Source organism: Halorubrum alkaliphilum (genome assembly GCF_017873815.1).
GTDB lineage: Archaea > Halobacteriota > Halobacteria > Halobacteriales > Haloferacaceae > Halorubrum > Halorubrum alkaliphilum.
The window spans coordinates 1-18,389 of record NZ_JAGGKQ010000003.1; the positions used below are offsets into that span (position 1 = coordinate 1).

The window sequence follows — 18,389 nt, forward strand, 5'->3', positions numbered from 1 at the left end:
CCATACGAAGAACTTCGTCGAGTCGTCAGCAATAATGAGGTTATCTCACGGGCTCACGCTGTGCCGGCTGTCGAGACCTCGGGGTAAACACGTACAATTGAACGAAGCGGTCGGCGTCGCCAACGAGGCTGGGAAGGTGGAGGGCGGTTGCGGTGCGCGCTGGGGCTTTGGAGGCGTCCATCGCTGATTCGCCGTCAACCACTTATAAGCGAACGGCAGCAAGCCGCTCCGCGCCCCTGGAAGCCGGCGGCGAAGCCCCCGGCAACTGAGGATTTGTAGGTATTCACCGGCGATTCGCATTCAGCCGTTTATAAATAACCATCGTAATCACAACCACACGGAGCACGCGATCCGCGCCGGACGGTACACATCGGTGGTGCGCTCGTAGCGTCGTGATCCGAGGGTAAATGTCCGTGGGGTTCGAAGGACATGATACGACGTATCCCGATCGATGACTACAGAGAACACTGACCCGGAAACGGACGAGGGATCCGACCAGCGCATCGGCGACGACTCGGCTGGCGGTCGCGAGTCGGCGGTCGACGGCGAGTCGGCGGTCGACGAGGAGACCGTCGCTCCCGAGTCGGTTCCGACCGACCACCCCATCGTGTTGTTCGACGGCGTCTGTAACCTCTGTAACGGCGTCGTTTCCTTCCTGATCCCGCGGGACCCGAAGGGGCGGCTCCGGTTCGCGTCGCTCCAGTCGCCGGTCGGGCAGGCCCTCCTCGAACGGCACGACTTCCCCACCGAGGCGTTCGACTCGTTCGTCCTCGTCGAGGGCGACCGGACGTACACGAAGTCGGGCGCGGCGATCCGGATCGCGGAGCTGATCGGGTGGCCGTATCGGATCGGGACCCTTGGCCGGGTCGTCCCGAAGTTCATCCGCGACCGGGTGTACGACGTGGTCGCGAGCAACCGATACGACTGGTTCGGGCGAAAGGACCAGTGTATGATCCCCGACGAGGATGTCAGCGACCGGTTCCTTTCCTAACACTTCGGATCGCGAGACGGCGGGGATACTGCCGTCGAAAAGCGTTAACCGCGGCGGCGGGTATCCGGAGACATGAGTGCTCGGCAGTCGGCGGAAACGGGGTGTCCGTGACGTGGTCGAAGAGGTGACGCCCGAGGAGGTCAGAGACCGGGTCGAAGCCGGCGACGTTCGCGTGATCGACACGCGTTCGCCGACCCAGTACGAGCGGGGGCACATCCCCGGCGCGATCAACGTGCCGCTCGGCGAGTTGCCGTCGCGAGTGCCCGAGATCGACTGGGACGGACGGGACGTGGTCTGTGCCTGTCCGATCGGCCAGTCCTCGAAACAGGCCGCGATGCTCGTCAACAGTTACGAGGAGGTCGAGGAAGACGTCCTCGTCGCGAGCATGGCGGGCGGCTATGAGGAGTGGGAGTTCGAGTTGGAGCGCGGCGCGGACGCCGATCGGGACTAGCGTCCTCCGACCGACCGGTCCGACCGCTCCGCCGACAGGTTTCTCCCCAACGCGCACCTCCGATCGGGTATGAGCGATTGGACCGCCGCGGACATGCCGCGGCTCGACGGGAAGACGATCGTCGTGACCGGCGCGAACAGCGGGCTCGGCTTCGAGGGGACGCGCGAGTTCGCGAGGAAGGGCGCGACCGTCGTGATGGCGTGTCGAAGCGTCGAGCGCGGCGCGGACGCGGCCGACGACCTCCGTGCGACCACCGCCGCAGATCTCGATCTCGACGTCCGCGAGTGCGACCTCGCCTCACTGGCCTCCGTCCGCGAGTTCGCCGAGGGGATGGCCGACGACTACGACGCCCTCGACGTCCTCTGTAACAACGCCGGCGTGATGGCGATCCCGCGAAGCGAGACCGAGGACGGCTTCGAGACACAACTCGGCGTCAACCACCTCGGCCACTTCGCGCTCACGGGCCGGCTGTATCCCCTTTTAACAGCGGCCGACGGGATCGATGGCCGGGCACGCGTGGTGACCCAGTCGTCGGGCGCACACGAGACCGGAGAGATGGACTTCTCGGATCTCAACTGGGAGGAGTCGTACGGCAAGTGGAAGGCCTACGGCCGGAGCAAGCTCGCGAACCTGCTGTTCGCCTACGAGCTCCAGCGCCGTGTGGACGGAGATGCGGATCCGACCCTTCGCAGCGTCGCTTGTCATCCCGGCTACACCGACACCAACCTCCAGATCCGGACCGGCGAGGCGAGCGGCAACCCCCTCATGAAGGTCGGAATGCGCGTCGCCAACGCGGTGCTCGGTCAAGACGCCGCAACGGGAGCGGAGCCCATGCTGTACGCCGCGACCGCGGACGTCTCCGGCGGCGCGTACGTCGAGCCCGGCGGTCTCATGAATATGCGCGGACATCCGACCGTCGGCCGGTCGAACGACGCGTCCTACGATCGCGCGGACGCTCGCCGGCTCTGGGAGTACTCCACCGACGCGACGGGAGTCGAGTTCCCCTTCGATGAGTAGCCGTGTTCACCGGGCTCTTGGGTCGTTTCAGTGGAGCGTGCCCTCACGGACGTGGTCGTCGTACGCGAACAGCGCGTAGCCGACCTCGACCGGCGTGTACCCCGTTTCCGCGGCCAACTTCCGAATCGGCCCGATCATCGCCACGTAGTCGGCGGCGTCGAACGTCTCCTTCCGCCCGTCGAGGTAGCCCAACCGCTCCAGCGACGCCCACACCCGGGTGTCGACGACGGCGTGGTTGTCCCCGTCGAGCGCGGCCAGCACGCACGAGGCGGTCGGAGCCTTGAACCCGCGGAGCCCGCCGATCAGGTGGATCTTCGAGAAGTCGCCCTCGACCGCACGAACGTTTCGGGTCACTTCCCGACAGCGTTCTGCCGGGTTGTTTCGGACGTGATACGCGCTCCGCGTCGACGACTCGTAGGCGATATCGTACAACTGCTCGCGCGTCAGATACCCCTGATCGCGATAGGTCTCGCCGAACTCCTCCAATCGCTCGGGCAATACGCCCTGCGTTTCGGCGTAGCGATCGAGGTTCTCGGCGATGAACGAGTCGGGGTTGGGCGGCATCTCCGGTGAGTTCGTCATGCGCGGTTCGTCGAACGGCAGGAGGAAAACGGCAGCGACGCGGCCGGGTCACGGCCCGATATCGTTCACGACGCTGTCGCTAGCGACGATAATAATACGCGGGACACGTTTCGGGGGCTGTGCGAGCGGTCGGAGTCGCCGTTACAGCCGAGTGAGGTTCGTGGCGCGCGGACCCTTGTCCGCCTCCTCGATCTCGAACTCTACTTCCTGGCCTTCCTCGAGGTCCGGGCCGCCGACGTCTTCCATGTGGAAGAACACGTCCTCGTCAGCGTCGTCAGTCTCGATGAATCCGTAGCCGCCGGTGTCGTTGAAGAAGTCGACCTTGCCTGTCGCCATCGCGTCCTCACAAACGCGGAACCGGGACATAAGTGTTGTGCGTATCCGGTCTGATCCCTACTCGGACGGCCCCTCACGTCGTTTCACGGGCGTTTCGACTCTGAGATCCGCTCATACGTCCATCCTGTTCTCTAGGATCCACCGGATGCGCTTTCGATTCCAAAGTCGAAACGTGCCCACACATCCGGTATCATAAGCGCAACCCGCATGAGTAGGGGACCCGTATGTATTATCGAGATGAGTACCCGCAACGCGCACCTCGAGATAGGCGGGATGTCCTGTTCGACCTGCTCGGGGACGGTCACGGAGGCGTTGGAGTCGCTTCCGGGCGTCGAGGAGGCCTCCGTCAGCTTCGCAACCGACGAGGGGACTGTCACGTACGACCCCGAACGTGTCTCGCTCGCCGACCTGTTCGACGCGGTCCGGGACGCGGGCTACGATCCGGTCTCCGAGAGCGCGACCGTCGGGATCGGCGGGATGAGCTGTTCGACCTGCGCCGCGACCAACGAGGAGGCCATCGGCGGCGTGAACGGCGTGATCGCCGTCGACGTCAACGCCGCGACTGACGAGGCGCGCGTCGAGTACAACCCCGTCGACGCCGATCTCACTGCGGTGTACGCCGCGATCGAGGACGCCGGATTCGACCCGGTTCGGGAGACGGATGTGGCCGGCGAGGTGCGCGGCGAGCGCGACGGAGACAACGACGCTGACGATGGGACACGCCAGAGCGCCGCCGAGCGGGAGCTGGCCCGCCAGCGACGCCTCGTGATCGGCGGTGGCGTTCTCACGATCCCGTTCTGGTACCTGATGGGCGGGATGTTCGGGCTGTACGAGGTCCCCGCGTCGGTTGCCGGCATCGGGCTCGGGTGGATAGAGTTCGCGGTCGCGACCGTCCTGATGGGGACGCTCGGCCGGGTGTTCCTTGCCGGCGCGTGGCGCGCGTGGTCGAACGCCCGCGACGTCAACATGGACACGCTGGTCGCGATCGGCACCTCAGCCGGCTACCTGTTCAGCACGGGTGTCCTGATCGGTCCGATCGTGGGCTATCCGCTCGTCGGCGACTTCTACTTCGAGGCGGTCGCGTTCATCCTCTGGTTCATCACCGTCGGAAACTGGCTGGAGGCGCGCTCGAAGGCCCGCGCGAGCGACGCGCTCCGTGAACTCCTCCGGCTGAGTGCCGACGAGGCCACCCTCGTCGACGACGATGGCACCGAGCGAACCGTCGCGGTCGAGGAGATCGCGGTGGGCGACGTGATGAAGATCCGGCCGGGCGAGAAGGTTCCCACGGACGGCGTGGTCGTCGAGGGTGAAAGCGCGGTCGACGAGTCGATGCTGACCGGTGAGTCGGTCCCCGTCGAGAAGGAACCCGGCGACGAGGTCGTCGGCGCGACGATCAACGAGAACGGCGTGCTGCTCGCCGAGGCGACGAACGTCGGAAAAGACACGGCGATCCAACAGATCGTCGAGCGCGTCCGGGAGGCACAGTCCCGCCAACCGGACATCCAGCGGCTCGTGGACGAGGTCTCCGGGATCTTCGTCCCGGTCGTCATCGCCAACGCCGTCCTCTGGGCGACCGTGTGGGCGCTGTTTCCCGAGACCCTCGCAGCGTTCGTGAACTGGCTGCCGTTGTGGGCACCGGTCGGTGGCGGCCCCGTTGCCGGCGGCGTGAGCATCCTGGAGTTCTCAATGGTCGTGTTCGCCTCCGCCGTGCTCATTGCGTGCCCCTGCGCGCTCGGGCTGGCGACGCCAGCGGCGACGATGGTCGGATCCACCATCGCGGCGACCAACGGGGTGCTGTTCAAGGGCGGTGACGTTCTGGAGCGCGTCCGCGACGTCGACGTCGTCGTCTTCGACAAGACCGGGACGCTCACTCACGGCGAGATGGCGCTGACCGACGCCGTCCCGGTCGAGGACGGGGAGCCGACCTCCCACTCGCGGACCGCGGGAGGAGGAGCGGACGCGACCCCCGATGGCGGGGTCGCGGTCGGGGCCGACGGCGATGAGGCGACGGCGGACGACTCGACGCCGAGGCCCATCGCGGACGCCGAGACCCGACTGCTCCGGGCGGCCGCGAGCGCCGAGTCCGGCAGCGAACACCCGCTCGGGAAGGCGATCGTCGAGGGTGCTCGCGATCGGGGGATCGACATCGAGGAGCCGGATGAGTTCGAGAACGTCCCGGGTCACGGGATTACGGCGACGACCGTGCTGGGCGAGGTGCTCGTCGGGAACCGGAAACTGCTCCGTGAGAACGGAGTCGACCCGGATCCGGCGGAGACAACGATGGAACGGCTCGAACGCGAGGGGAAGACCGCCATGCTCGTCGCGGTCGACGGCGAGCTCCTCGGCGTACTCGCGACTGCTGACACGGTCCGCGAGAGCGCACGCGAGACGGTGAACGTGTTGCGCGAGCGGGGCATCGCGGTCTCGATGCTCACCGGCGACAACGAGCGGACTGCCCGCGCGGTCGCGGAGCAGGTCGGCATCGACTCGGATCGCGTGCGTGCGGAGGTCCTCCCCGAGGACAAGGCGGACGCCATCGACGCGATCCAGGCCGACGGGAGCCGCGCGGTGATGGTCGGCGACGGCGTCAACGACGCGCCGGCGCTCACGACCGCCCACGTCGGGATCGCGATCGGATCCGGGACCGACGTGGCTATCGAGTCGGCTGACGTGACCCTGATGCGTGACGACCCGCGGGACGTGCTGAAGGCGCTGCGTGTCTCCGAGGCGACGATCGCGAAGGTCCGGCAGAACCTGTTCTGGGCGTTCGCGTACAACACGACGCTACTCCCGATCGCCTCGCTCGGCCTGTTGAACCCCGCGCTCGCCGGGTTTGCGATGGCCGGATCGTCGGTGTCGGTGATGTCGAACAGCTTGGCGTTCCGCCGCTGGACGCCCGACACGGACTACCGGTTTTTGCCCGTGCGACCGCTCTACCGGCTGTTCGACTGACCACGGTCGCCGGGCAGCCGGGAGTCGAGAGCTGGTCCGGGACGGTCCCCGACCGAAACGCCAAGGACGCCCCGGCCCCAACCGGTACGTATGGTCACCCTCCTCGTCGTCGGCGGTAGCGGGTTCATCGGTCGGTCGATCTGCCGGATCGCGGTCCGTGAGGGCCACGAGGTGCGGAGCGTCTCCCGAAGCGGCCGACCGGACGTGGACGCGCCATGGACCGACGAGGTCTCGTGGACCAGCGCCGACCTGTTCCGTCCCGACGCGTGGCGGGATCGGCTCGACGGCGTGGACGCGGTCGTCCACTCGGTGGGTATCATCTCGGAGGCGGCGACGACCGGAGTCACCTTCGAGCGCGTCAACGGTGATAGCGCGATCCTCACCGCCCTCGAAGCCGAGCGTACGGGCGTTGAGACGTACGTCCTACTCTCCTCGGCGGTGAAACCGCCGGGTGTCAGGAACGCCTATGTGACCGCGAAACGGCGGGCGGAGACCGCCATCGCCGACCTCGACATCGACACCGTCACCCTCCGCCCCGGACCGGTGTACGGACCGGACCAGCCGCACTTCCCGTCCGGCGTGAACGCCCTGCTCCGACTGGTCGCGTCCGTGCCGCCGCTCGCCGAACGGCTGGGCGAGTCACGTCCGCTCCACGTCGATACCGTCGCACGGGCGGCGTACCGGACCGCGCTCGATCCCGGTGAGTCGCTGCTCGACGTCGGGGATGTCCGATCCGTGGGTCGATAAGCCGGAACGCGAAAGACCGTCTCGGTCGCCGACTCCCGAAACGTTAGTAGCGTCCTCACCGTAGTTTTCCGTAGACTCTCCGTGGGGAACGACGACGCGCGCGTCGACATGACGACGGGGGCGATCTCCCCGAAGCTGTTCAGCCTCGCGTGGCCGCTCGTTTTGGGTAATCTGCTCCAGACTCTCTACAATCTCGCCGACATGTTCTGGGTCGGGCGGGTGAGCACCGAGGCGGTCGCCGCCGTTTCACTCATGTTCCCGCTGTCGTGGCTGTTCGTTTCCACCGCGATGGGGCTCACGGCCGCGACCATCGCCCTCGTCTCCCAGTACGTCGGTGCCGACGAGGACCGTCGCGCCGACGAAGTCGTCGCTCAGACCGTGTTGCTCGCGACCGTCGTCTCCGTCGTGCTCGCGCTCGTCGGGTTCGCGACCCGCCACTGGCTGGTGTACTGGATCGGCGCGCGTGACGCGGTGTTCGTCGAGGCGCTCGCGTACATCGAGGTGATCTTCCTCACCCTCCCGCTCACGTTCCTCTTTTTCGCGTTCCGTTCGTCGCTTCAGGGCGCGGGCGACACCAAGACGGCGATGTGGCTCGTCGCGGTCTCGGCGGGGATCAACATCGTCATCGACCCGTTCTTCATCCTCGGATGGGGACCGTTCCCGGCGCTCGGAACGCAGGGTGCCGCGGTCGCGACGCTTATCGCCCGACTGTTCGCGACCGCGATCGGGATCTGGATCCTGATAAACGGGAGCTGGGGCGTGAAACTGTACGTTCGCGATCTGAAGCCGAACCCGACGCTGCTCCGGAAACTGATCGACATCGGCTACCCCTCGACGCTCGACGGCTGGGCGCGGTCGTTCGCGGCCGTGTTCATGGCCGCACTCGTCGCCCGATTCGGGCCGGCAGCGACGGCGGCGTACGGGATCGGCGTCCGACTGATGTCCGTCTCGTGGTCGGTCGCGGGCGCGGTCGGGCAGGCGACCGCGACCGGCGTCGGGCAGAACCTCGGCGCGAGGACCCCCGATCGCGCGGCGGCGGTCACGCGCGCGGCCACCGCCGGAACGATGGTGCTTCTCGCTGCCGCCGGCGGGGTGGTGTGGCTGTTCCCGGCGACCGCGATGGGGGCCTTCGTCGACGACCCGGAGACGATCGCCGAGGGGGTCGTCTTCCTTCGGATCGTCGCGCTCTCGTGGGCCTTCTTCGGCGGACTGATGGTGGTACAGGGCGGGTTCCGCGGGGCCGGTAACACCGGGATCGCGATGGTGCTCTCGATGCTCTCACGGTGGGTGTTCCGGATCCCGCTCGCCGCGCTGCTGGCGTTCGGAGCCGTCAGCGTCACCCTCGGCGGGTTCGACGTCGGACCCCTTGCCGTCCCCGCGGTCGAGATCGGGTACACCGGACTCGACTGGGGCGTCGAGGGACTCTGGTGGGCATACACGACCGCCGCGGTCGCCTCCTTCGTCGTCGGTGTCGCGTGGTTCCTCCGGGGGACATGGCGAGAGGGTGTGATAGACGAGACCGATGACGAGACCGGCGTGGAGTCGGAACCGGTGTCGGGAACGACGGACGACTGAGCACGAACACGGCCACGTAGGTGTGGCGATGAACGACGCTGGGAGTGACTCGCTCAGATCGGCAGCGACGCGATGTACTTAAATGGATGTGCGTGGCCGAGACGATTGTTTATAAAAGGACGATGCGGTGGCGTTGCCGGTGCTACGCGCCGACAGGGCGAGAGCAAAGCGCTCGCTTGCAACCGGCGGCAAAGCCGCCGGTGACGAGGCTGGGGCTTTGGAGGTCGTCACCGTCGATCTCTACTCTCCTACTTATAAACGAACCATCCGGGATCTGGACGCATCCGGTACCGCATCAACCACTTATAAGTAGCCGCCAGCAACGCCACCCGCTCGCTTATAAAAAGCATCGTCTCAGTATACTCGATACACTCCCGTTATCGGTCGAGAGACGGTTTCGATACGGAGTCGCATGGATCCGAGACGTGTCCGAGGCGCAGGCTTCGACGTGGTGTTCCGCCGCGTTGACCCCGAGGCGGTTTATCGGTTCTTCTTCGCGATCTCCAGCGAGATGAAGAAGCCGAAGTACGCGGGGATCCCGGTGAGCATGAACATATAGTACGCCCACGTCGGCGCGTTGACGAAGACGAGATCGAAGAGCAACGAGACAAGCGCCACCCACGCCACCGCGAACACGAGGTCGTGGAACATCCCGGTTCGGTTCTCCGAGACGTGCGAGCGAACCCGATCGGCGATGCTCGGGTCGGGATCGGTCTCCTCCGGCGGGTTCGTGTCCGTCATGGGTGTGTGTCGTCGCACTCGCAGGTCGGTCTTTCGGGATCGGTCCTTCGGAAGCGTTCGGTCGTCGGGTCGAAGCGTTCGGTCGTCAGTTTGGAAGCGGGCAGTCGTCGGTTCGAAGCGGGTCGTGGAGTTGGGTGGACCGCTTACCGTCCCTCGACGTAGTCGACGACGAAGACGGGGACGTGCGTCGACCGCAGGGTCCGTTCGGTGACGCTGCCCAGCAGCGCACGGCGGACGCCGGAGCGGCCATGGCTCCCCATCACGATCAGGTCGATGTCGTTGTTTCGGGCGTAGTCCGCGATCACGTCGTGCGGTTGGCCGCCGGCGTGGCGCTCGACGAAGTCGAGGCCGGCCGCCTCGGCCCGCTCACGGACGAAGCCGGTCGCCTCCTTGGCGTCGTCGGCGAGTTCGGTCATCTCGCCGAATTTGCCCTGCCGGATCCTGTCCACTTGCTCGGTGCCGAGGCTGTACGCGACCATGTCCGTGTCGGCCACGAACAGCGCGTGGACCTCCGCGTCGTACTTCTCCGCGAGATCGATCGCGTGTTCGACCGCGTTGTTCGCCACCTCGCTTCCATCGGTCGGGATGAGTATTTTGTCGTACATTGGTCAGTCGTCCGCGGGAGCGTCGTCTACCTTCTCGGAGACGACCTGTGCGGCCGTCTTGTCCTTCGGCATCGGATCGGGGCTGTGACACTGTCGGACCATCCGTTTGGTCCGCAGCGGCGGTTCGTCGGTGACGTACGAGACGAAGATTGTGATGGCGAAGACGAGCGGCACGCCGATCAGCCCGGAGCCGACGGCCGGCATCCACGTCGCCAAGAACTCGATCCCGAAGCCGGCACCGCCGTCAACGAGGCCGAACTGTCCCTCGTTGAGCATCGGGATGAACCAGATGACGATACCGCTCGTCATCCCGGCGAGCGCGCCGGGGCGGTTCGTGTTCTCCCACCAGAGTCCGAGGAAGAACATCGGGAACAACACGATCGCGGCCAGCGAGAACGCGAAGGAGACCAGCGCGGCGATGGGTGCCTGCGGGTCCAGCGCGAAGAGGATCGTCAGGAGCCCGATGCCGATGATGCTCAGCCGACCGACGAGCACCTGCTGGCGCTGGGTCGCGTCCTCGTTGATGATGTTCGCGTAGATGTCGTGGGAGATGGCCGACGAGGCGGCGATAAAGAGGCCGGATGTCGTTGCGACGGCGGCCGCGATCCCGCCGGCAGCGACGAACCCGACGAGCCACGTCGGCAGATTCGCCAGCTGTGCGGCGAGGACGACGATGACGTCGGCCGCGGCGTCGCTCATTCCCGGATCACCGTACGTCGGACCGAACTGGGAGTTGGTGTACAGATCCGTCCCGAACGCCGCGAATGCGGGCGCGGAGAGGTAGAGCACGGCGATGAAGAACAAGCCCCACGTACAGGACCAGCGGGCGGTCCGCTCGTTCTCGACGGTATAGAACCGGACGAGTACGTGCGGCAGCCCGCACGTACCGAACGCGAGGCTGAAGCAGGTCGCGATCCAGAGGTAGTAGCTCCCGCCCGCGAACGGATCGGAGAACTCGGCGCTCAGCTCGCTTATCAACATCCCGTACTCGATCTGCGGGAGGATCGTCGAGTAGCCGGCGGTCCATCCGGTAGCCAGCAGGCCGATCAGGAACGCGCCGATGAGGATGACGTACTGGAGCGCCATGTTCTTGGTCGCGCCCAGCATTCCGGAGAGGGTAAGATACGCGATGGTGACCAGCATGAACAGCACCATCATCGCCTGATACGCGCTGAGCCCGGGGATCGCGATCACGTTGTTGATGTCGCCGAGGACGTACATTCCGACGAGCCCCATCCCGCGCGCCTGTCCGAGCGCGTAGACGAAGCCGATCAGGAACGTCGTGATCGCCGCAAGTGCGCGGGCCGTATCGGAGTTGAACCGGTCGCCGACGAAGTCCGGCGCGGTGTACTTCCCGAACCGGCGCATCTGTGCGGCCATGAAAATAAGCAGGACGAAGTAGCCGGTCGTCCAGCCGACGACGTACGCTAGGCCGTACACGCCCGAGAGCGCGATGAGGGCGGCCATGCCGAGATACGACGCCGCGGACATCCAGTTCGCGCCGATCGCCATCCCGTTCTCGATGTTTCCGATCGAGCGGCCGGCGACCCACATGTCGTCGGTGTCGGCGACCTTGAACGCGAACCCGACCGCGAGGAACAGCGCCATCATCGAAATGACGATGACCGCCGGAACGAGTTTGAACCCGATCTCGAGTCCCTCGGGGAGGAGATCGCCTGCCTGTAGGAGGAGTGACGACGGGATCACCCCTCGACACCTCCATCGGCCGCCGCGGTACTCTCGGCGTCGGCGTCTGCCGCAAGCGCCTCGTTGTCGACCTGTTCGATCCCGTACTTCTCGTCGATGGCGTCACGCTTCTTTGCGTACCACACGGAGAGGAGCAGCGCGGCACCCGGTGCGCCGATCGCTATCGCGAAGTAATGGAACGGGAACCCGATGATCGGCATCGCCGTCGTCATCAGATCGGGGGCGATCCGCGTGGCGGTGATCGGGCCGAACGTGGTGACCACCCAGATCGCGAACCCGATCCAGATCACCCGGAGGTGGTCCTTCATGAACGGCGTCGCCGGGTCCAAGAGGTTGATCTCCACTTCGAGGTAATCCATCTCCTGTTCTCGCTGGACGTCGCTGGTTCCGCCGTCGGCTCTAAGCGATGCGTCCTCGGGATGATCCCCGGTGTGCTGGTCTCCCGCGGCGGCTGAATGTGTGTCGTTATCTGGCATGGATTGCGTGTGTCGTCTCGGTTCTGTGGCGTTCGATCGGCTCTCTCGCGACAACGATACGACGGAGTCGCCCCCGCGTGCTGCCCGCTACTCCTCGACCTGTTTCTGAATGTCGTCGACGATATCGGGGTTACGGAGCGTGCTTGTGTTCCCGATCTCCTCGCCGTCGGCGATGTTCTCCAGCAGCCGGCGCATGATCTTTCCGGAGCGGGTCTTCGGAAGGTCGGGGGTAAACACGACCTGCTCCGGTCGGGCGATCGGGCCGATGGCGTCCTCGACCCCCGCGACGACGCGGTCGCGCAGTTCGTCGGTCCCCTCGTAGCCGTCCTCGGTGATCACGTACGCGTAGACGGCCTCGCCCTTGATATCGTGGTTGCCGCCGACGACCGCGGCCTCGGCGACACCCTCGACGCCGACGATGGCAGATTCGATCTCCATCGTCCCGAGCCGGTGACCCGACACGTTGATCACGTCGTCGACGCGGCCGAGCACGGTGATGTAGCCGTCGGCGTCGATCTTCGCGCCGTCCTCCGGGAAGTACACCCAGTCGTCGGGGTCGTCGCTGTCGACGTCGGAGTACTCCGCCCAGTACTCGTTGATGTATCGCTCGTCGTTGTTGTACAGCGTCCGCAACATCCCCGGCCACGGCTTCTCGACGGTGAGATAGCCGGCCTGCCCGGGTTCGATCTCCTCGCCCATCGTGTCGACGATCCGAACGTCGAGCCCCGGTAGCGGTGGCCCCGCCGACCCGGGTTTCATGTCGCTGACTCCCGGGAGCGTGGTGATCATCATCCCACCGGTCTCCGTCTGCCACCACGTGTCGACGACGGGACAGTCCTCGCCGCCGACGTGTTTGTAGTACCACTTCCAGGCGCGCGGGTTGATCGGCTCCCCGACCGTTCCCAGCAGCCGCAACGAGGAGAGGTCGTGGGCGTCGGGGTACTCCGTCCCCCACTTCATGAACGCGCGGATCGCGGTGGGCGCGGTGTACAACTGGGTCGCGTCGTACTCGTCGACGATCTCCCAGAGGCGGTCGCGCTCGGGGTAATCGGGCGTTCCCTCGTACATCATCGTCGTCGTCCCGAGCGCGAGCGGGCCGTAGACGATGTAGGAGTGACCGGTGATCCAGCCGATGTCGGCCGCACAGAAGTACGTGTCACCCGGCTTGATATCGAGGACCGCCTGCGAGGTCCACGAAACCCACGAGAGGTAGCCGCCCGTCGTGTGTTTCACGCCCTTCGGCTTGCCCGTCGTCCCCGAGGTGTACATCAGGAAGAGCATGTCCTCGGCGTCACGGACGACGGGATCGACCTCGGCACCGGCCTGTGCTTCGACGAGGTCATCGTAATCGAGTTGGTCGTCGGTCAGGTCGTGCCCGAAGTTGTCCCCGTTCGGGCCGAGTCGGTCGACGACGACCGTCGTGGTGCCGTGGTCGACACCGGCCAGCCCCTCGTTCGCCTTGTCGAGGTGGTCGAGTGGGTCTCCGCGGCGGTAGTAGCCGTCGCAGGTGACGAGATACTCCGAGTCGGCGGCGTTCATTCGGGTCGCGAGCGCGTCCGCGGAGAACCCGGCGAACACGACGCTGTGGGGCGCGCCGATCCGGGCACACGCCAGCATCGCGATCGGGAGCTCCGGGATCATCGGCATGTACAGCGTTACCACGTCGTCGGCCTCGACGCCCCGTTCGCGGAGCGCGGCGGCGAACTCGTTCACCTCGCGGTGGAGCTCCTCGTAGGTGTACGTCCGGTTCGCCTCGTCGACCGGTTCGCCGACCCACTCGATCGCGGCCTCGTCGCCCCGCTCGTCGAGGTGTCGGTCGAGGCAGTTCGCGGAGGCGTTCAGCTCACCGCCGGTGAACCACTCGTAGAAGGGCGGATTCGAGTCGTCGAGCACCTGATCGTAGTCGGTCTCCCAGTCGAGCAGGTCGGCCGCACCCTCCCAGCAGGCCGGCCAGTTCTCCTCGAACTCCTCGTAAATGTCGGGATCGGTCACGTTCGCGCCGGATACGAACGATTCCGGCGGTTCGAACACCTCCTGTTCGGCGAGCCGCGCTTCCAGTTGGCCGTCTTCCTCCGTCATGAGTACGGTCGTACACAGCGAACACCCCTACATAAACAACCACGCTAAATACGAAAAAATCGTGAAGGTTACTGTTCCCGGCCGTCCTCGAAGAGCGTCTCCAGTAGCGCCCGCTGTGCCTTCCGGAGGTGGTTGTGGAACGTCGGCGAGGAGACATCCATCGCGTCGGCGACCTCCTCCGCGGTGCTCCCTCGCGGCCAGTCGAAGTAGCCGCTGTGATACGCCGCGGACAACGTCGCCCACTGCCGATCGGTGAGTCGTTCGGTGACGCCCTCACGGAGCGTCGATTCGCTGTGTGGCGACCGCGTGACCGACTCCTTGCTCACCAGTCTGACGCCGGGATACACCTCACGAAGGCCGTCGGCGATGGGTCCGACGTCGGTACCGTCCGGGAGGTCGGCGACGACTCGGACCTCGCCGCTCTCGGCGACAGCGTCCCTGATGGTTGCGCCGTGTTCCGCGAGGGTCCGGACGAGCGAGCCGCCCGCGACCCGGATCGAGACCGTACAGCCCGCCTCGCGGGTCTCGATCACGCGTAGCTCCGAGACGCCGTGGGCCGCCTCGACTGCGTCCGCGAGCGCCTTCGGTCCGGCGTCAGACACGCGGAGGTAACACCGGGAACTCGACTCGGAGACCGTCACCGCCGACTCCAACTCGATCCGGCAGCCGAGCGCGTCGCTCGCGCCCGCGAGAAACGCGTCCGTGTCGGCCGTGCGGAACTCGACCCGAGTGACCGCGTCCGAGTGTAACAGGTCCTGCCACCGACCCGCGGTGATCCCCCAGCCAAGACAGCGGCCGAGCACCGCGACCGCCCTGCGCTCCGCGGCGGTGACCGGTTCTGTCTCGTCGCGCCGGAGACACAACGCCCCGTAGGTCGCGTCGCGGTGACCGACGGGGACCGCGAGAACCGATCCGGTGGCCGACCGGTTGGTCTCCTCGCCGACGAAACCGTCCTCGCCGATCCGACCGACCGTCGGCTCTCTCTCCTCGATCGCGACTTGCCATGGTGCGCACTCCTCGTTCGGGACGGTCGAGAGCCCGGTGTGCTCCGGGCTCCCGTCGCCGGCCACCGCGACGACATCGACGTCGGCGTTGGTTCCGGACGTGGCCCCACGAACGACTCCGGCGGTCCGCCAACGCTCCCCCGCAGCCAGCCGTTCGACGACGGCCTCGAAGAGCGCCTCCCGGTCAGTAACCGCCGGGATGGCTGCGAACGCGTCGAGGAGGGGCTCCCAAGCGCCCCGCGGCGGGGATATCGGGTCATCCGTGTCGTCACGAGGGAGCACCGCGTCCCCGTCGTCCGTAACCTCGCCGTCTTCAGAGTCGACGACGGCCTCGACGATCGCTTCGCCGTCGAGCGGGTCGAGATACGGGTCGAGCGCGTCCATGGACCCCCAGCCGCCCGTCTCCCGGACGACGTGTGCGTCGACGCCGCGGTCCAGCAGTCGCCGCGCGAACGTCCGACGGAGGTCCCGGGGCGTTATCGAGGACAACGCGGGATCGTTCGACAGCGTCGCCGCGCGGTCGGCAGTCTCGCTCACCAACATCTGGACGCGCCGAGGCGAGACGTCGACGAACGGCTCCTCGCTCGCCACGCCGGCGCTGTCGGCGTATCGACGGAGTTCCGTCGAAACCGACGCCGGAACGAACGCTTCGCGGTCGACCGGCTCATGCTTCACGTCGTCGGGCTCCCCGTCCGCGTCGCTGCTCCCGTCCGCGTCGTCTTTGGCGCCGGACGCGGGGATCGAGAGGATCGCCGCCCCGGTGACACGCTCCGAGTCCCGGATGTCACACGGTCGTATTCGGGGTATCTCCGCTGTCCGAAGGCCGACCTCACCCGCGAGCCGGACCACGAGCGCGGACCGATACGTCTCGGCCGCGCTCACGAGGTCCTCGTATGCCGACTGCGGGATCGGATCGTCCATACGTTTCGTCATAAAGCGGATGCGCGAAACAAGAACGTTGCGACTCTCGAACCATGGGTGCGTCTTCTGTTGTTTCTCTCGTGGGCCGTCCGGCGGATCACTGCTGACGTTCGTTTCGTGGATCGTGTCTGATCCGAAACGTCACTCCTCACCTCGGACCGTCGACTCAATCTCCCCGACGACCTCGGGGTTTCGGAGGGCACTGACGTCGCCGAACTCCTCGCCGCGGGCGATGTCCTCCAGCAGACGGCGCATGATCTTCCCGGAGCGCGTCTTCGGGAGGTCGGGCGTGAACACGACCCGATCGGGACGGGCGACCTCCCCGACCGCGTCGGCGACGTGGCTTTCGACCGACTCGCGGAGCGTCGAGTCGGGGTTGACGTTGCCCTGCGTCGTCACGTATGCGACGACACCGCCAGAGTCGTCGCCGACGACCGCAGCCTCGGTGACTCCGTCGACGGCGACGATGGCCGACTCCAACTCCGCGGTGTTGAACCGGTGGGCACGAACGTTGATCACGTCGTCGACGCGGCCGAGGATCGTGACGTAGCCGTCCTCGTCGACGGTCGCGCCGTCGCCGGTGCGGTACCGCCACCCTTCGTCGGTCTCGACCCAGTACTCGCGCCGGTAGCGCTCCGCGCCCTCGCGAAGTCCACGAAGCATCCCCGGCCACGGCCGGTCTATCGTGAGGTAGCCGGTCTCGCCCGGATCGACCGGGTCACCGTCGCGGTCGACGACCTGCGCCTCGATACCCGGAAGCGGCGGGCCGACCTTTCCGGGTTTCATCGGCGTCACGCCGGGCAGCGTCGCCACAGCTATCGCGCCCGTCTCCGTTTGCCACCACGTGTCGACGACCGGCGCGGTCCCGCCGCCGACGTGCTCGCGGTACCAGTGCCACGCCTTCGGCGTGATCGACTCCCCGACCGTCCCGAGCAGTCGGATCGAGGAGAGGTCGTGGGCGTCGGGGTACTCAGCGCCCCACTTCATGAACGAGCGGATCGCGGTCGGGGACGTGTAGAAGACGCTGACGGCGTTGCGCTCGATCAGGTCCCACACGCGCTCGCGGTCGGGATAGTCGGGCGAGCCCTCGTAGATCAGGGAGGTCGTTCCCAGCGCGAGTGGGCCGTACACCCCGTAGGAGTGACCGGTGATCCAGCCGATGTCGGCGGCACACCAGTAGGTGTCGTCCGGCCGGACGTCGAGCACGTTCTTGGTCGTCCACGCGACGTGTGAGAGGTAGCCGCCCGTAGCGTGTTCGACGCCTTTCGGTCGCCCGGTCGTCCCCGAGGTGTACATCACGAACAGCAGGTCGGTGGCGTCGCGCGCGACGGGCTCGACGGTCTCGCCGTCGTGGGGCGCGAGCAGCGCTTCGTAGTCGTGTTCGTCCTCGCCGAGCGCGATCTCAAGTGCGTCGCCGAGGCGGTCCACGACGACGGTCGCCGCCAACTCGCCGTCGATCCGGAGGGCCGCGTTGTCGGCACGCGACTTCTGGTTGAACGCGTCCTCGCGGCGGTAGTAGCCGTCACAGGTGACGAGGTACTCGGAGTCGGCGGCGTCGATCCGGGTCGCGAGTGCCTCCGCCGACAGCCCCGCGAAGACGACGTTGTGGGGCGCGCCGATGCGAGCACACGCGAGCATCGTCACCGGAAGTTCCGGGATCATCGGGAGATACAGGGTGACGACGTCGTCCTCCTCGACGCCGAGTTCGCGGAGGCCCGCCGCGGCCGCGTTCACCTCCCGATGGAGGTCCGCGTAAGTGTACGAGCGACGCTCGCCGCGCTTGCCGAACCACCGGATCGCGAGCTGGTTCCGGCGCTCGTCGAGGTGGCGGTCGACGCAGTTGACGGACGCGTTGAGCCGGCCGTCCGGGAACCACTCATAAAAGGGGGGGTTCGAGTCGTCGAGCACGGTGTCGGGCTCGCGCGCCCAGTCGAGGAGGTCGGCGGCGCGGCCCCACGCGTCGGGCCAGTCGCGCTCGAACGCCTCGTACACGTCGGGATCGACGACGGCGGCCGACTCGCGGAACGACTCCGGCGGATCGGTGGCGTTCCCATCGCTCGAAACCGCCACTGCGTGCCGGCCGTCAGTCCCGGCCTCGTCCATGGGTCATACTCCCGACCGCAGGACCGTATACTTTGTCCGGGACCGCGTCGCGGATGCCGACGACACGGTCACCGACGGGAGAGCCCGATCGGAGACCACGGC

General features: G+C 66.7%; 17 protein-coding genes. 8 read left to right on the forward strand and 9 right to left on the reverse strand.

Annotation, left to right across the window (positions count from 1 at the left end; all coding sequences use genetic code 11):
- The 4 genes from J2751_RS02435 to J2751_RS02450 form a co-directional block, all read left to right on the forward strand.
- A partial coding sequence (locus J2751_RS02435) for a hypothetical protein (RefSeq protein ID WP_209482885.1) occupies window positions 1–187 on the forward strand: 187 nt, incomplete at its 5' end.
- A 264-nt stretch (window positions 188–451) separates the two neighbouring features.
- A complete protein-coding gene (locus J2751_RS02440; protein ID WP_209482886.1) occupies window positions 452–991 on the forward strand; it encodes a thiol-disulfide oxidoreductase DCC family protein in 540 nt (179 codons plus the stop codon).
- Window positions 992–1,103: 112 nt separating this feature from the next.
- A complete protein-coding gene (locus J2751_RS02445) occupies window positions 1,104–1,442 on the forward strand; it encodes a rhodanese-like domain-containing protein (protein ID WP_209482887.1) in 339 nt (112 codons plus the stop codon).
- Between the two features lie 69 nt (window positions 1,443–1,511).
- Window positions 1,512–2,459, forward strand: a complete 948-nt coding sequence (locus J2751_RS02450) for an oxidoreductase (protein ID WP_209482888.1) — start codon at window positions 1,512–1,514, stop codon at window positions 2,457–2,459.
- A 27-nt stretch (window positions 2,460–2,486) separates the two neighbouring features.
- Here J2751_RS02450 and J2751_RS02455 read toward each other — a convergent pair whose 3' ends face one another.
- Both J2751_RS02455 and J2751_RS02460 read right to left on the reverse strand, forming a co-directional pair.
- The gene (locus tag J2751_RS02455) at window positions 2,487–3,041 is read right to left on the reverse strand and encodes a hypothetical protein (RefSeq protein ID WP_209482889.1); all 555 of its coding nucleotides are present in this window, start codon (window positions 3,039–3,041) and stop codon (window positions 2,487–2,489) included.
- A 141-nt stretch (window positions 3,042–3,182) separates the two neighbouring features.
- Window positions 3,183–3,377: a cold-shock protein gene (locus tag J2751_RS02460; RefSeq protein ID WP_004045866.1), complete on the reverse strand. Its 195-nt coding sequence runs from the start codon at window positions 3,375–3,377 to the stop codon at window positions 3,183–3,185.
- Window positions 3,378–3,614: 237 nt separating this feature from the next.
- On the opposite strand from J2751_RS02460, the gene J2751_RS02465 reads away from it, so the two are divergent.
- From J2751_RS02465 to J2751_RS02480, 4 genes are all read left to right on the forward strand, one after another.
- Window positions 3,615–6,329 carry a heavy metal translocating P-type ATPase gene (locus J2751_RS02465; protein WP_209482890.1) on the forward strand — a complete coding sequence of 905 codons (2,715 nt, stop codon included), beginning with the start codon at window positions 3,615–3,617 and terminating at the stop codon, window positions 6,327–6,329.
- A 90-nt stretch (window positions 6,330–6,419) separates the two neighbouring features.
- Window positions 6,420–7,076 carry an NAD-dependent epimerase/dehydratase family protein gene (locus tag J2751_RS02470; protein ID WP_209482891.1) on the forward strand — a complete coding sequence of 219 codons (657 nt, stop codon included), beginning with the start codon at window positions 6,420–6,422 and terminating at the stop codon, window positions 7,074–7,076.
- 108 nt (window positions 7,077–7,184) lie between these two features.
- Window positions 7,185–8,651: an MATE family efflux transporter gene (locus J2751_RS02475; protein WP_209483201.1), complete on the forward strand. Its 1,467-nt coding sequence runs from the start codon at window positions 7,185–7,187 to the stop codon at window positions 8,649–8,651.
- 139 nt (window positions 8,652–8,790) lie between these two features.
- Window positions 8,791–8,964 (forward strand): hypothetical protein, encoded by a 174-nt coding sequence (locus J2751_RS02480; protein WP_209482892.1) that lies wholly within the window; start codon window positions 8,791–8,793, stop codon window positions 8,962–8,964.
- A 167-nt stretch (window positions 8,965–9,131) separates the two neighbouring features.
- Here the strand turns inward: J2751_RS02480 and J2751_RS02485 are convergent, their stop codons facing one another.
- From J2751_RS02485 to acs (J2751_RS02515), 7 genes are all read right to left on the reverse strand, one after another.
- The gene (locus J2751_RS02485; protein ID WP_209482893.1) at window positions 9,132–9,392 is read right to left on the reverse strand and encodes a hypothetical protein; all 261 of its coding nucleotides are present in this window, start codon (window positions 9,390–9,392) and stop codon (window positions 9,132–9,134) included.
- Between the two features lie 143 nt (window positions 9,393–9,535).
- Complete coding sequence (locus J2751_RS02490) at window positions 9,536–9,997, reverse strand: universal stress protein (protein ID WP_209482894.1); 462 nt, start codon at window positions 9,995–9,997, stop codon at window positions 9,536–9,538.
- 3 nt (window positions 9,998–10,000) lie between these two features.
- Entirely contained in the window at window positions 10,001–11,704 is a 1,704-nt protein-coding gene (locus tag J2751_RS02495; protein WP_209482895.1) for a VC_2705 family sodium/solute symporter, read from the reverse strand.
- Window positions 11,701–12,180: a DUF4212 domain-containing protein gene (locus tag J2751_RS02500; protein ID WP_209482896.1), complete on the reverse strand. Its 480-nt coding sequence runs from the start codon at window positions 12,178–12,180 to the stop codon at window positions 11,701–11,703. The genes J2751_RS02495 and J2751_RS02500 overlap by 4 nt, the downstream gene beginning before the upstream one ends.
- Before the next feature lie 87 nt (window positions 12,181–12,267).
- A complete protein-coding gene (acs, locus tag J2751_RS02505; protein ID WP_209482897.1) occupies window positions 12,268–14,259 on the reverse strand; it encodes an acetate--CoA ligase in 1,992 nt (663 codons plus the stop codon).
- Window positions 14,260–14,327: 68 nt separating this feature from the next.
- On the reverse strand, window positions 14,328–16,184 hold the full coding sequence (locus tag J2751_RS02510) for a bacterio-opsin activator domain-containing protein (RefSeq protein ID WP_209482898.1): 1,857 nt from the start codon (window positions 16,182–16,184) through the stop codon (window positions 14,328–14,330).
- Between the two features lie 141 nt (window positions 16,185–16,325).
- Window positions 16,326–18,287, reverse strand: a complete 1,962-nt coding sequence (gene acs / locus J2751_RS02515; RefSeq protein ID WP_209482899.1) for an acetate--CoA ligase — start codon at window positions 18,285–18,287, stop codon at window positions 16,326–16,328.
- Window positions 18,288–18,389 lie beyond the last annotated feature (102 nt).

Bases quoted from the DNA above. Each gene is read 5' to 3' on its own strand.
- J2751_RS02440 (WP_209482886.1), top strand. From the start codon at position 452: ATGACTACAGAGAACACTGACCCGGAAACGGACGAGGGATCCGACCAG.
- J2751_RS02450 (WP_209482888.1), top strand. From the start codon at position 1,512: ATGAGCGATTGGACCGCCGCGGACATGCCGCGGCTCGACGGGAAGACG.
- J2751_RS02455 (WP_209482889.1), bottom strand. From the start codon at position 3,041: ATGACGAACTCACCGGAGATGCCGCCCAACCCCGACTCGTTCATCGCC.
- J2751_RS02460 (WP_004045866.1), bottom strand. From the start codon at position 3,377: ATGGCGACAGGCAAGGTCGACTTCTTCAACGACACCGGCGGCTACGGA.
- J2751_RS02465 (WP_209482890.1), top strand. From the start codon at position 3,615: ATGAGTACCCGCAACGCGCACCTCGAGATAGGCGGGATGTCCTGTTCG.
- J2751_RS02470 (WP_209482891.1), top strand. From the start codon at position 6,420: ATGGTCACCCTCCTCGTCGTCGGCGGTAGCGGGTTCATCGGTCGGTCG.
- J2751_RS02475 (WP_209483201.1), top strand. From the start codon at position 7,185: ATGACGACGGGGGCGATCTCCCCGAAGCTGTTCAGCCTCGCGTGGCCG.
- J2751_RS02485 (WP_209482893.1), bottom strand. From the start codon at position 9,392: ATGACGGACACGAACCCGCCGGAGGAGACCGATCCCGACCCGAGCATC.
- J2751_RS02490 (WP_209482894.1), bottom strand. From the start codon at position 9,997: ATGTACGACAAAATACTCATCCCGACCGATGGAAGCGAGGTGGCGAAC.
- J2751_RS02500 (WP_209482896.1), bottom strand. From the start codon at position 12,180: ATGCCAGATAACGACACACATTCAGCCGCCGCGGGAGACCAGCACACC.
- acs (WP_209482897.1), bottom strand. From the start codon at position 14,259: ATGACGGAGGAAGACGGCCAACTGGAAGCGCGGCTCGCCGAACAGGAG.
- J2751_RS02510 (WP_209482898.1), bottom strand. From the start codon at position 16,184: ATGGACGATCCGATCCCGCAGTCGGCATACGAGGACCTCGTGAGCGCG.
- acs (WP_209482899.1), bottom strand. From the start codon at position 18,287: ATGGACGAGGCCGGGACTGACGGCCGGCACGCAGTGGCGGTTTCGAGC.